10 protein-coding genes are annotated in these 13233 nt (G+C 66.8%); 5 read left to right on the top strand and 5 right to left on the bottom strand.

The window, feature by feature from the left end; genetic code table 11:
• Positions 1-13 precede the first annotated feature (13 nt).
• Positions 14-1057 carry a lipid II:glycine glycyltransferase FemX gene (locus tag B5520_RS03710; RefSeq protein WP_079595684.1) on the top strand — a complete coding sequence of 348 codons (1044 nt, stop codon included), beginning with the start codon at positions 14-16 and terminating at the stop codon, positions 1055-1057.
• Here the strand turns inward: B5520_RS03710 and manA are convergent.
• The 4 genes from manA to B5520_RS03690 are packed head-to-tail and all read right to left on the bottom strand — an operon-like array spanning position 1054 to position 5768.
• A complete protein-coding gene (manA, locus tag B5520_RS03705; RefSeq protein ID WP_079595683.1) occupies positions 1054-2301 on the bottom strand; it encodes a mannose-6-phosphate isomerase, class I in 1248 nt (415 codons plus the stop codon). The genes B5520_RS03710 and manA overlap by 4 nt on opposite strands.
• Positions 2302-2333: 32 nt before the next feature.
• On the bottom strand, positions 2334-3980 hold the full coding sequence (locus B5520_RS03700; protein ID WP_079595682.1) for an LCP family protein: 1647 nt from the start codon (positions 3978-3980) through the stop codon (positions 2334-2336).
• A 10-nt stretch (positions 3981-3990) separates the two neighbouring features.
• On the bottom strand, positions 3991-4575 hold the full coding sequence (gene purE / locus B5520_RS03695) for a 5-(carboxyamino)imidazole ribonucleotide mutase (protein ID WP_079595681.1): 585 nt from the start codon (positions 4573-4575) through the stop codon (positions 3991-3993).
• Complete coding sequence (locus B5520_RS03690) at positions 4572-5768, bottom strand: 5-(carboxyamino)imidazole ribonucleotide synthase (protein ID WP_079595680.1); 1197 nt, start codon at positions 5766-5768, stop codon at positions 4572-4574. Before B5520_RS03690 ends, purE begins: the two co-directional genes overlap by 4 nt.
• 174 nt (positions 5769-5942) lie before the next feature.
• Between B5520_RS03690 and B5520_RS03685 the strand changes: the two genes are divergently transcribed.
• Entirely contained in the window at positions 5943-6503 is a 561-nt protein-coding gene (locus B5520_RS03685) for a GtrA family protein (protein WP_079595679.1), read from the top strand.
• 55 nt (positions 6504-6558) lie between these two features.
• On the opposite strand, the gene B5520_RS03680 is transcribed toward B5520_RS03685, so the two are convergent.
• A complete protein-coding gene (locus B5520_RS03680; RefSeq protein WP_079595678.1) occupies positions 6559-7257 on the bottom strand; it encodes a TIGR03089 family protein in 699 nt (232 codons plus the stop codon).
• Positions 7258-7647: 390 nt separating this feature from the next.
• Between B5520_RS03680 and B5520_RS03675 the strand changes: the two genes are divergently transcribed.
• From B5520_RS03675 to B5520_RS03665, 3 genes are read left to right on the top strand one after another with little or no spacing between them, the layout of a single operon-like run.
• Entirely contained in the window at positions 7648-8181 is a 534-nt protein-coding gene (locus tag B5520_RS03675; RefSeq protein ID WP_079595677.1) for a WhiB family transcriptional regulator, read from the top strand.
• Positions 8182-8210: 29 nt separating this feature from the next.
• A complete protein-coding gene (locus B5520_RS03670; RefSeq protein WP_079595676.1) occupies positions 8211-11561 on the top strand; it encodes a glycosyltransferase in 3351 nt (1116 codons plus the stop codon).
• On the top strand, positions 11554-13215 hold the full coding sequence (locus B5520_RS03665; RefSeq protein WP_079595675.1) for a DUF5719 family protein: 1662 nt from the start codon (positions 11554-11556) through the stop codon (positions 13213-13215). The genes B5520_RS03670 and B5520_RS03665 overlap by 8 nt, the downstream gene beginning before the upstream one ends.
• Positions 13216-13233: the final 18 nt, after the last annotated feature.

Below are 13233 nucleotides of genomic sequence, written 5' to 3'. Positions count from 1 at the left end.
TAGGGTTTAAGCCATGATTCCAGCTGTTGTGCCCTGTACTGACCGCGCCCTTTGGGACGAATACGTCGACCGGTTCCAGGGGCACCCGCAACAGCTCTGGGGCTGGGGCGAGACCAAGGCGATGCACGGCTGGTCCGTGGACCGCGTGCTCCTGAACGACGGCGACAACACGATCGGCTGTGCCCAGCTGCTGATCCGGCGGCTTCCTGTCCCGTTCCGGGCTTTGGTCTACATCCCCAGGGGGCCGATGTGTTCGGTGGAGGACGCTCCCGCCGTCCTCAGCAGCCTTGCGGACCATGCCGCCGCCCGCCACCGCGGCGTTGCCCTGAGCATTGAACCGGACTGGGACAAGGACTCGCCCTACGCGGCCGCGGTGTCCGAAGCCGGTTTCCGGGAGTCCACCAACACGGTCCTGATCCCGCGGACGCTCATCCTGGACCTGCGCAGGTCCGATGACGAACTGATGGCGGAGATGTCCAAGTCCACCCGCGCCAATATCCGCAAGGCAATGCGCAGCGACGTGGAGTTCCGGAAGGTCAAGAACGAATCCGAGCTGGAGCAGGTGCTCGCGATCTACCACGAAACGGCGGAACGCGCCGGTTTCGGTATCCACGAGGACCAGTACTACCGGGACATTTTCCGGAACATGGGAGACGGTTCACCCATCATCGGAGCATTCGACGGAGAGCAGATGCTGGCGTTCGTCTGGCTGGCCCGCAGCGGCTCCACCGCCTTCGAGCTCTACGGCGGCGTCTCCGCCGAGGGGCAGAAGCAGCGCGTGAACTACGGGGTCAAATGGGCGGCGCTGCAGTCCATGCGGGAAGACGGATGCTCCCGGTACGACTTCAACGGCCTGCTCAACGACGGTATTTCGGACTTCAAGAAGCAGTTCGCCAAGCACGAAAACATGCTCCTGGGAACGTGGGAAAAGCCGCTGTCCCCGTTCTACCCGGCGTACTCAAAGGCCATGCCGCTGGCACGGAAGGGCCTCCAGACGGCGCGCCGGCTCGTCAAAACTGCGGCCGGGCGCGCGCGTCTGGTGCTTCGGCGCGGCTAAAGGCCGGTAGTCACCGCAAACGCCAGTGCCGGCTGCGTGCTCCCGGCAACAGGGTGGACGTTGACGGGGGCCTCGGCGGCGGCGAGGAATGCGCTGCCGCCCCGTGAAAGCTGCAGGTCGCCCTTGGGTGAGTCCAGGTAGACGTCGCCCGCCACGACGATGACCACGGCGGCCCCGGACTGCGCCAGCGGGACGGGGCCATCATTCGGCCCGAGCTCGATCCGCTGCAGCTGGAATTCCTCGAACGGCGGCCGGTAGAGCTCCTGGTCCAGGACGGTCTTTTCGGCATTGAGCATCGGCACGGCCACGGGGTGGAAGTCGATGGTGCGCAAGAGCTCGGGGACATCCACGAACTTGGGCGTCAGCCCGCCGCGCAGGACGTTGTCCGAGGACGCCATGACCTCCACGCCCAGCCCGTGCAGGTAGGCGTGGACGTTTCCCGCGGGCAGGTAGACGGACTCTCCCGGCTGCAGGGATATCCGGTTCAGGAGCAGGGAGATGAGGACGCCGGGATCGCCCGGGTACTTCTCGTTTAGGCTGATGGCCGTTCCCAGCTCTGCTTCGTAGGGTGCCAGCGATCCCCGGGAGAGGAGCGACGCCACCACCTGGGTGGTGGCTTCCGCCACGGCTTCTCCGCCCGTGATGAGGCGTTCAAACGCCTTCCGCAGGCCGGCACCTTCGTCGCCGTCGCCCAGGTCATCCAGCAGAGCCGTGATAACGGCAGGCGGCTGCGCGTCCACTGATTCACAAGCTGAGGCGACGTGCAGCAGGAGCTCCCGGGTTTCCGCCGGCGGGCGGAACCCGCACAGGGCTTCGAACGGGGTCAGCGCGAAGATCATTTCCGGCTTGTGGTTATCATCGCGGTAGTTCCGGTGTGGTGCATCCGCCGCCACACCTTCCGCGTTCTCACGGGCAAACCCCGCCCGTGCCTGCTCCAGGCTTGGATGCACCTGGAGGGACAGCGGCTGGGCTGCGGCCAGGATTTTCGCCAGGAACGGCAGCCGCGGCCCAAACCGGGTTACTGATTCGGTGCCGAGGAAGTGCTCCGGATCGCTGGCGATCAAGGCATCGAGGGGAGTCGCGGTGCCGTCTTCCGGGACATGCGCCACGGACGGCGAATCAGTATGCGCCCCGATCCACAGTTCGGCTTCGGGCCCACCGGATTCCGGGCGTCCCAGGAGCGATGCGATCGCCGTTGTCGAACCCCAGGCGTAATCCCGGAGGACGTTTTCAATCTCGTACAAAACCGGTTCCGTTTCTTTCGTATGTAGCGGGGCTAGAGCGCGGCGCACTGGCCGTTGGTGGCCACGAGCCCGGCGATGGCCTGCTCGTTACCCTCGCGCTTGAGCTGGTTCAGCAGTTCTTCGGTGATCGGCTCGCCGTCGGGTGTTGTGGTCACTGGGATGAAGTCCGACGGCGTGGGCTGGTGCGGAAGGCTTCCGCCGGCCAGCAGGGAAGCAGTGGGAGCGTAGGCTCCTGCAGCCTGCACCGGTCCGCCGCCGGCGGCGGGCACAGCAATTGCATCGTCAGGGGTTCCCAGCGACTGCGCGGATGATGCAGAAGCCAGAAGTTCGTCCACGCGCACGTGGATCTGGTCAAAGTCCGGGACCGTGGAGAAGGAGGCGTCGAAGTCCGGCGGGCCGATGGTCAGCCGCTTGACGTCCTGGCCTCTTGCCTTGATGGCGAGGTCCACGAAGCTGCCCAACTGCGTTGAGGAAATGTTGGATTCCACCACTTGGGTCCCCGCGTTGACGATGTCCTCGAACTTCGACAGGAGCGTGGCAGGGTCCAGCTGCTTCAGCATGGCCTGCTGCACGCATTGCTGGCGCTGGATGCGGGCGTAGTCGTCAACGTACTCGCGGGACCGGCCGTACCAGAGTGCCTGGTTGCCGTTGAGTGTTTGCTCACCGGCGGGGATCCATCCCAGCGGCACGCCGTAGGTCCTGCTGAATTCGTCGAAATAACCGCTCATGGGAACCCAGCCGCCCGCCTTGATCCTGATGCCTCCCATGGCGTCGATGAGCGTGGAGAAGCCCTCCATGTCCACCAGGACGTAAGCCTGGACGGTGAGCCCCAGCGTTCCGGACACGGCCTCCAAAGTCGCCTGGGCGCCTGGATCGGCCACTCCGGGGTAAAGGTCTGCGTACTCGTTGGTTACCTCTGTGTTGATGGCGTTGATCAGGCACTCGTCGCCGCAGTCGTAGCCGTCCGGGTAGATGGCCCGCATGGGGGAGCCCTCACTGAACTGCGCGTTCTGCAGGTTGCGGGGTACCGAGATGATGGCCGTCTGGCCGGTTTCGGCGTCGACGCTCAGCACGGAGAGGCTGTCCGGCCGCCGGCCGGTGCGGTCGTCACCGGCGTCGCCTCCCATCATCAGGAAGTTGTAGCGTCCGTCCACCGGATCAATCGCCGGTCCCGAGGAGAAGATACTGCCGATGGCGTTGCGGCTGACGTTGAGCAGGTATGCCGCGTAGCCGAGCGACCCGCTGCCCAGCACCAGTGCCACCACCAAGGCAATGCCGACGGCGGGCCGCGCCGGCGGCGCCAGCAGCACCGGGCGGATGAGCCGCAGGGTGTTGATGAACAGGACAGCCCAGCCGGCCGCGAGAGCCACCAGCACGATGACGATGGCCAGCGATGCGAAGGGGTTGGTGATGATGCTGACCAGCGCGGTCCGGTTGACGATGAGCAGAAGCAAGGCCAGCACCAGGAGTGCCCAGACGCAGAGCGTCACGCGCAGTGCTGCCCGGCCCAGCCTGCGGTCGCCCGCCACGAGTTGCGCGCTGCCGGGGACGAGGAGGGTCAGCAGGACCAGCACGAAGGCACGTTTTGTGCGGACGGGAGGGGAAGCGCTGACCGGGTAACGTACCGGGTCCGTCAGGGCCGTGTCCGAGGCGGACTGCGGAACTTTGCTGCTGGACATGCCGGCGGTCCTAACGGCTGCCCCGGAAGGAGCTGTTGCCGTCGGCGAAGACCTCGCTGACTTTCTGCCGGAGGTTTGCCCCCTTGCGGGAGGCTACAGCGTTGAGGTCGGCGGCAAAGTCGAGAAGGTCGGTGCGCAGCGAAGCTGCGAGCTCATCGGTTCCCGCGGCCAGCATGCGGACAGCCAGAAGTCCGGCGTTGCGTGCGCCGGCGATGGAAACCGTCGCAACGGGGACGCCGGCCGGCATCTGGACGATCGACAGCAGGGAGTCCATGCCGTCCAGTGTCTTCAGCGGCACAGGCACGCCGATCACCGGCAGGGGAGTGACGCTCGCCAGCATGCCCGGCAGGTGCGCGGCGCCGCCGGCCCCGGCGATGATCACGCGGAGTCCGCGTTCGTGGGCCGTTTGCCCGTAGCGGATCATCTCGGTGGGCATCCTGTGTGCGGAGACCACGTCTGCTTCAAACGGAATCCCGAATTCGGCCAGGGCGTCCGCTGCGGCTTCCATGACCGGCCAGTCGGAGTCGGAGCCCATGACCAGGCCCACCAGGGGGTTCGCCGCTGGACCCGCGGCAGGCGTTGCTGGGGCGCTCATGCGTTCTCCTCGAAAGTTTGTGGCGTCTCTTCCGCCGCTGCCCGCCCGTCGCGGATGATGCTTGCCACCCTCGTGGCACGGCGCCGGACCGAATCAACGTCCGCCGTGGACGTGCCCACCAGGTTCACGTGGCCAATTTTCCGGCCCGGACGGACGGATTTGCCGTAGCAGTGGACTTTGGCCGCGGGCTCACTCGCGAGTGCCAGCGGAAATGCTGAGTACAGGTCCTGGTTTTCTCCGCCGAGGAAGTTCTTCATGACCGTCACCGGGGCCAGGGCATCGGTGGCACCGAGGGGCAGGTTCAGGACAGCGCGAAGGTGCTGCTCGAACTGGCTCGTCACCGCTCCGTCCTGGGTCCAGTGCCCGGTGTTGTGCGGGCGCATGGCGAGTTCATTGATGAGAAACCCTGCCCCCACGCCGGGAGTCTCGAAAAGTTCCACGGCCAGGACGCCGGTGACTCCCAGTTCGCCGGCTATCCGGAGGGCGGCATCTTCTGCTGCCGCCGCAACCTCAACGGGGATGTCCAGGGCCGGAGCGATCACTTCGTCACACACACCGTCCACCTGGATCGTATGCACCACGGGCCAGGCGCGGGCCTCCCCGTCGGGCGTCCTCGCCACGAGTGCGGACAGCTCCCGCGTGAAGTCAACCTTTGCCTCGGCCAGGAGCGGACTCATGGCCGCAAACCACTCTTCCGTCCCGGCGGCCTCTTCGGCGGACCCTACGACCCGTACGCCCTTGCCGTCGTAACCGCCGCGCGGCATCTTCAGTATCACTGGCCAGCCCGTTTTGTCACCGAAACTGACCAGGGCGGCAACGTCGTCCACGGACGCCCAGGCGGGGTTGGGAAGTTCGAGCCGGTCTACGGCGGCGCGCATCACCAGCTTGTCCTGCGCATTCACCAGCGCGTCCGGACCGGGCTGGACGTTGACGCCGGCCGCCTGCAAGGCCCGCAGGTGTTCAGTGGGCACGTGCTCGTGATCAAAGGTCATCACGTCCAGGCCTTCTGAGAAGTCAAGCAGCGTCTGCAGATCCTTATAGTCGCCAACGGGCGACGTGGACACGGCCGAAACCGCCGAAACGTCGTCGCCTTCAACAAGGACACGGAGTTCGAAACCGAGTGCTGTTGCGGCTGGGGCCATCATTCGCGCAAGCTGGCCGCCGCCAACCACACCTATTACTGGAAAAGTCACATGGGCCAGCCTACCGAAGACCGTCCGGTATCCCGGCTTTCGGCCGCTCCGGAGGAGGCAAATTAAGGTGAAGGGGGCATCCCGGGACGGTCCAAGGGAGGCTGGCGCAGAGTTTTGGGGGCTAAAATAGGCCTTTGGCCACGTGGCCCACAGATCATTCGGCCATGGAGGGTCATGTTTAGCACACTTGCAGATCGTATTCGGGGACTGGCCTCGCTTTTTTGGCGTGAAGTGGCCAAGTTCGGAGCTGTCGGCGGTGTGGCGTTCGTCATCGACTCCGCGGTCTACATCTGGCTTTTCACGGGTCCGATGCACGGCAGCGAGGTCTGGGCCAAGGCCGTTGCCACCATCGTGGCCAGTATCTTCTCCTGGGTAGCCAACCGCTACTGGACGTTCAGGCACCGCAAGCAGGCCAACGTGGTGCGCGAAGCCGTGCTCTTCGCCGTGATGAACCTGGTGGGGCTTCTGATTGCCTCCGGGTGCGTCTGGTTTGCGAAGTACGTGCTGGACCTCAACGACAAGCCGTCACTCTTCATTGCGGGAAGCGTTGTGGGACTCGTCCTGGGAACCATTTTCCGGTTCTTTGCCTACCGCTTCTGGGTCTTTAACGAAGAACTGGACCAGGAACCCGAGTTCTCGCACGACCATGAACTTATCGAGCTCCACCACCAGCCCAAGGAACACGTGGTGGCGGCGGAACGCGAAGCCTCCTCCGAGGGTCCCGGCCAGCCATAGCAGGCCTCTCCGGCTCAGGCGGGCCGGCTGTGGAAAGCCAGCCGGGGCGGGAACACTATTTGCCGTGGATACGCTCGGCGGCCAGCAGCTTGTCCGTCAGCTCCACGTCTGGATGCGTGAGGACCACCGAGCCGCCCTGCTTCCACGCTCCCAGGGCGTTCGCCAGTGCTGCCTCAAGACCGGTGCCGGCAGGTATATGGAGCCGCACGCCCTCATCATGGGCAACGGCGAAACCGTCGAGCAGATCCCGGTGCAGGTGCCCGCGGCCCTCCCGGTCCACGAGTGCTGATACAGCCGGGTCCGCGTCTGCATGTGCCATGAAGATGTCGCCGTGGGAGCGCACTTCCGCAGCGTAGTCGATGCAACCCGCAGGAAGCTCCCCCGGCCAGCGCATGGCGAGAGCGGGAAGCGCGACGGCGATGACGGCGTCGTACCTGCCGTCCACTGATTCCGGATCTGCCGTGACCAGGAAGTCCGCAGGGCCTCCCTCCAGCACGGTTTCAAGGCCGAGTTGCCAGCTGGCAAGTGCCCACACCATTGCCTTCCAATGTGCAGGCAGCTCGAGGCGAAGCCGCATTCCGGGGGCTGCGTCCAGTTCGTCCTGCAGCAGATTGCTGGTCTTGGCCACCCAGTTGTCCAGGACCCGTCCGGAGAGTTCCACCCGTTCCGCGTCCGGGCCGTACCAGGTAAGCCGCGGCGACGTTGAGTTCCCTGAACGAAGGCTGGCCATCAGATCGAGCGCAGGAGTAGTCATGGCACCATCCTGCCACCGGCCCGGCGGCGGGTCATCCGGTTTCTCCGCAGGCTATGAAGCACCGCGCCGAAAGTGATGTTTATCACATGCGATGCTAAGCGTGCTTGCTATTTATGCTGAATCCGGGTAACTTCCCGCCAGTGGCGCGGGTTTTTCGGGCAAATTTGCCGCCCAGGCCTATGGTGCCCGCCGCTTGGCGGCCTGCGGAGGAAAATTCCCGGGCGTGGCGTACGCGGCGTTGGGGAACTTCAGTGATTATTATCCCGGCCGCGGCTTGACTCGCCCTAGTTACACACGTGTAATTAGGTATCTAAAGCGACTGCGCAAATACCGGCACACAACCGAGTGCCCACGTATCCAGGCAGAGGCTGCAACATCAGGAGGGTCGCCGTGGGGCAAGCAGAGCGTATCCAGGAAGATGCCGTCGTGGCCGGCCAGGCAACGGCAAAATACCGTGCACGGGGGGTGCCGAGCGATTGGTACGTGGATCCTGCTGATCCTGAAGCTGCGGAGCGGTACAACCGGAATGCCAGCGGCATCCTGGAGGACCAGGCCACGGCATTCCTTGCCGCGCATGAGGCCCTCCTGGACGGCGGCGGGGACCTTGAAGACGACCTCGACCCGCCCATGGAGCTGGCTGCGCCCGGCACGGCCCAGCCTGTGTGGATCGGACTGCCCTTCCAACAGGACTTCGACGACGAAGGCGAACTCGGCTGGCAAACTGACGCTTTGTGCGCCCAGACGGACCCCGAGGCCTTCTTCCCGGAGAAGGGCGGCTCCACCCGCGATGCCAAAAAGGTGTGCGGTGCCTGCAACGTGCGGTCGCAATGCCTTGAATACGCGCTGGCCAATGACGAACGGTTCGGCATTTGGGGAGGCCTGTCCGAGCGTGAGCGCCGGCGGCTGAGGAAGCGAGCAATCTAATTCACCAGGATGTTTATGTCACTGCCGTTGTGGTTGCCCACAACGGCAGTGCCTATCTCCCCAGGACCCTCTCGGCTTTGGCGGACCAGACCCGGTCCGTGGACCGTGCCATCGGCGTCGATACCGGATCCCGCGATCACTCGCTGGCCCTCCTTGAGCGGGCCTTTGGTGCACATAGCGTCCTGAGCCATGAACGCGGGAAAGGCGGGATGGGGGCCGCGGTTTCCGCGGGCCTCGGAGGACTCGCGCCCCGGGTGGCCGGCGGGGCGGACGCCATGCCGGAGTGGATCTGGCTGCTGCATGACGATGCCGCCCCTGCACCGGAAGCCCTTGCTGAACTGCTCGCCGCCGTGGAGCGCGCGCCCTCCGTGACCGTCGCCGGCTGCAAGCAGCTGGACTGGCACGAGGAACGGAAGCTGATCGATGTCGGCCTCTCCACCAGCCGCTGGGCCGAGCGGCTCACCCTTATCGACGCCGATGAGCTCGACCAGGGGCAGTACGACGGCCGCAGCGATACGTTCGCCGTGAATTCGGCCGGAATGCTGGTTCGCCGTGACGTCTGGGAGCAGCTGGGCGGCTTCGATCCCGCACTTCCGGGCAGCGGAGACGACGTCGACTTCTGCTGGCGCAACCGCCTCGCGGGCCATCGGGTTGTGGTTGTCCCTGCCGCCCGCATGTTCCACGTGGCCCACCGGCCCCATGCATTGGGCAATCCCGCAGCGGCCCGAAAAGCGCAGGTTCACCTGCGGCTCAAGCACTCGCCGCTCTGGATGGTGCCGGTCCATGCTGCCGGCGCGCTGCTGGGCAGTCTCTTCAAGCTGGTCCTTAGCATTGCAGTCAAGGACCCGGGGCACGGGATTTCCCAACTGGCTGCCACCGTTGCCGCACTGGGCAGGCCCAGGGCAGTGGCGCGGGCCCGCCGGGCAGCCCGGCAGTCGCGGCGGATCCGCCGCTCTGTCATCCGCAAGCTGCAGACACCCCGGCGGGAGGTGTGGAGCCACAGGCGGTCGCTCATGGAGGCCATCGGTTCGGACAACAGCCCGGCTGACGACCTCGAACATGACCCGCTGGCGCACCAGCCCAGCGGCGACTCCTCCGACGATTTCGCTGCCCTGGCCACCAGCAAACGCGGGTGGGTAGGCAATGGGGCCCTGGCGGCGGTCATCATCGCATCCGTCGCTTCACTTCTCGGACTCGCCGGGCTGTTCCGCGCCGACGCCGTTGCCGGCGGGGCACTCATACCGGTTTCTGCGGGTCTCGGTGACATCTGGCACCACGCCTCCAGCTGGTGGATCAGCCTGGGCGCCGGACTCCCGGGAAGGGGCGACCCCTTCGGCTACGTCCTGTGGATCCTCGGCGTCCTCGGCGGCGGGGATGCCAATACAGCCATGGCCTGGCTCCTCCTGCTCAGCACCCCGTTGTCCGCCCTTACCGCCTGGTTTGCTGCGGGCGGATTGACAGTCCGACGCCGCCTGCGCCTCGCTGCCGCAATCTTCTGGGCCGCTTCCCCCGCTCTCCAGGTGGCCCTGAACCAAGGCCGTGCCGGCGCCCTGATTGCCCATCTCATGATCCCCCTGCTGGTCCTTGCCCTGCTGCGCGCCACCGGCTCGGCGGTGGGACACGGACGGTTCACTCTGCCTGCCGCGGACGGGCGCCGCGGGGACCGGCCTCCTGTCCGGCCCGGGATCAACGGCACACCGTCATGGACGGCGGCGGCGGCAGCAGGACTTGCTCTGGCGGTTGTCGCTGCATCTGCGCCCTCCCTCCTGATTCCTGCAACCGCCGTGATCGCGCTCTGCGGGCTCCTGCTGGGCCGCCGCGGCCGCACCGTGTGGTGGGCCCTGCTGCCAAGCGCCGCGCTCTTCATTCCATTCGGCCTGACCGTGCTCGACAAACCGAGGGCGCTGCTCGCGGATCCGGGCCTGCCCCTCGGCTTCACCGCCGCCCCGCTCTGGCAGCAGCTCCTGGGCCAGCCGTTGGCCTTCGGCCCCGACGGAGGACTGGACGGCCTTCCCTACTTCCAGGACGCCGCCTTCCCCTGGGCCCTGCTGTTGGCACTCCTCGTGGGTGCGCCAGTCCTGGTCCTGGCCGTGGCGGGACTTTTCACCACGGGCCGCCGCGCCAGGACGGCCAGGTCACTGTGGGTGGCCGGAGCGATCGCCTTGGCCGGCGGCTGGCTGGCCTCCCACGTGGCAACGGGCATGAACGCCGACACGCTCGTGACGCCCTTCACGGGGCCCGCTGTTTCCGCCGCTGCCTTCGCGTTCCTGGGGGCGGGCCTGCTGGGGGCAGAGCACTTCCTCAATGTGGCGGACAAGGCTGTTGCAGGCACCGCGAAGCAGCGCACCGCGGCACGTTCCGCCATGGCCTTCGGGATGGTGCTGCTGCTCGTCGGCCCCATGGCCGGGATGGCCGCCTGGTCTGCCCGCAACCTGCTCCGTCCCGCAGCTGTTTCCGCCGCCGGCCCCGTTGGCGCTGCCGACACTGAAGGTCCGGCATCCCCCGGATTCGGCGCCGCCCGCCTGGTGGAGGCCGCCAGCCCGCGGACCTTGCCGGCTACAGCCATCGACCGCGGAACAGGCCCCGAGCAGACGCGCACCCTCATGATCAGCACGCGGGATAACGGCTCCTTTGACGCCTCCCTGATGAGGGGCGCGGGCACCACCCTGGACAGCCTCTCGGCAGTCGCTTCCGCACGGAACATCATTGGTGCTCCGGGGGCTGAAACGGTCCGGGACGACGACGACGTCACAGCGGCCGTCCGGCGCGTTGTGGCAACCCTCGTGGCCGGCCAGGGCGTCGACCCGCGCAGCGACCTGGAACAGCTGGGAGTCGGCTTTGTTGTGCTCCGCTCCGCAGATACAGCGGCGCAGCTTACCGCCAGCAGGATGGACGCGGTGCCGGGCCTCGTAGCCGTGGGACAGACCGACGTGGGATGGCTCTGGCGGATCACCCCGCTGAACCAGCCCGTCCTGCAGCCCGCGGATATCGCCCACCGGGTCCGGATCGTGGACGCGGACGGATCAACGGTCTCGCTGGTGCCGTCGGCCTACAACGACGTCGATGCCCAGGTGCCCGAGGGGCCCGAGGGGCGGCTGGCAGTTCTTGCCGAACGCGCCGATCCCGGTTGGAGTGCCTGGCTTGACGGCCGGAAACTGACATCAACCACCTCCGGATGGTCCCAGGCGTTCACGCTTCCCGCTTCCGGCGGCCACCTGACAATCCGCTACGAAAACCCCTGGGCAGCATGGGCAGGAATAGCCCAGGCCACGGTAATTGGCCTGACTGTCATGCTGGCCATCCCCATGCCGGCACGAAGGCCGCGGACCGGCCTCTCCCGGGATGAGGGCTCCCTGCGTAAGGAACAGCAGAATGCATGAGCACACCGTGTCCGGCCAGGCGCCGGACGCCCCGGTAACGGATGCCGGAGAAGCGCCCGGCGGGGCCGGCAACCAGGGGCCCGAAGGCAAGCGCCGGAAGGGGACCCTGGCGGGTTTCGCCACCGCTGCACTCGTCCTGACGGGTGCCGCGGCCGTGGTGGCCGCGGGATCCTTGCTCCCTGCGCCGGAATCGAGCCGCAACCTGCCGGCGGCCGTTGCCGCCGTCCCCGCAGGAGAAAGCCTGGGCGTATGTCCGGGCCCCGCCCGGCTGCTGGAAGGCACCCAGGCAGGCACTGATCCACAATTCAGCCCGGAATCCGCCACGGCCGCCAGTACGGTGACCGCGGCCATCCTCGGCGCCGCAGGCGTGCTGCCGTCCAGCCGGCTGTCCCTGCTGGACGGGACCACCGCCGTCGAGATCGCCAAGGATTCCGGCGAAGTTCCCGCCGAGGGTGCGCGCCAGGAACTCATCGCGGGCGTCCTGGCTAACCGCCAAGTGGACCAGGCAACAGTCGTTAGCGCCGATGCTTTGGCAAACCAGCAGGCGTCGGCTGCGGCAGCGATGAAATTCACGGCAACGGACGGTGACCTCCAGGGAACAGCGGCCGCCAACTGCCAGCGGCCGTCCAACGACCAGTGGCTGGCCGGCGCCAGTACCACTGTGGGCCGTACATCGGTGCTGGTCCTGACAAACGCTTCCACCACCCCGGCCACGGTCAGCCTTGAGTTGTTCGGCCGCAACGGTCAGATCCAGGCGCCCGGCAGCCGTGGCCTGCTCGTGGCACCCGGCACCACACGCTCGGTGGTACTCGCCGGTCTGGCTCCGGGGGAGCCGCAGCTGAGCGTCCATGTCCGCAGCGCGGGGGGACCCGTTGCGGCGGCTATCCAGCAAAGCGTCCTGCGCGGCCTGACACCCGGCGGAGTGGACTTCATCGCACCCGGGGCGGCCCCCGCGGTCCGCCAGGTCATGACCGGCGTGGACATCCAGGATCCGGCCGGAGTTGCCGCCTTGACCGGAAGATCCGGGTACGAGGATGCCGCTCCTGCCCTGCAGATCACTGTTCCGGGTCCGTCGGATGCAGTGGTGGAGGTCAAAGTGTATGGCCGCGACGGTCAGAAATCCCTGCCGTCCGGCGGTGTGATCACCGCCAAAGCCGGTTCCATCACGGAAGTTTCGCTTGCGGGCGTTCCGGCCGGGCACTACACCGTTTCTGCGGCATCCGATGTCTCCTTTGTTGCCGCCACACGCATCAGCCGGGGGACCCAGGAGGGGCAGCCGTCCGATGTCGCCTGGGCGTCCTCCGGGGTGCGGCTTGGCAGCCAGCACGTGGTTCCTGTTCCACGGGGCGGGACCCGTCAGCTGGTCTTTGGTGCCCTGGACGCCAGGGCCACCATCACCTACGCGGCAATCACCGCCGACGGGAAGGTCCGGGCACCGTCCACGGCCGACATCGCGGGCGGAACCACTGCGTCCATCGCCGTTCCGGACAAGGCCGAGGACGCCGACGTGGTTGGCTACGTCGTCTCTGCATCCGGGGATGCCGCCTACGGCGCTGTCCTTGTGGAACAGGACGGCCGGAATGACGTCTCATCCCTTGCCTTCCAGCCCGCTGCGGCGGGGCAGGAAACGGTACCGGTCACCATCAGCTACTGAAACCGGGGTGCCGCCCGG

The organism is Arthrobacter sp. P2b (assembly GCF_900168295.1).
GTDB lineage: Bacteria > Actinomycetota > Actinomycetes > Actinomycetales > Micrococcaceae > Arthrobacter.
Note: the sequence above shows the minus strand (reverse complement) of the source record. Positions and strands in the feature narration are given on the sequence as shown.

Bases quoted from the DNA above. Each gene is read 5' to 3' on its own strand.
- purE (WP_079595681.1), bottom strand. From the start codon at position 4,575: ATGAGCGCCCCAGCAACGCCTGCCGCGGGTCCAGCGGCGAACCCCCTG.
- B5520_RS03710 (WP_079595684.1), top strand. From the start codon at position 14: ATGATTCCAGCTGTTGTGCCCTGTACTGACCGCGCCCTTTGGGACGAA.
- B5520_RS03680 (WP_079595678.1), bottom strand. From the start codon at position 7,257: ATGACTACTCCTGCGCTCGATCTGATGGCCAGCCTTCGTTCAGGGAAC.
- B5520_RS03700 (WP_079595682.1), bottom strand. From the start codon at position 3,980: ATGTCCAGCAGCAAAGTTCCGCAGTCCGCCTCGGACACGGCCCTGACG.
- B5520_RS03665 (WP_079595675.1), top strand. From the start codon at position 11,554: ATGCATGAGCACACCGTGTCCGGCCAGGCGCCGGACGCCCCGGTAACG.
- B5520_RS03685 (WP_079595679.1), top strand. From the start codon at position 5,943: ATGTTTAGCACACTTGCAGATCGTATTCGGGGACTGGCCTCGCTTTTT.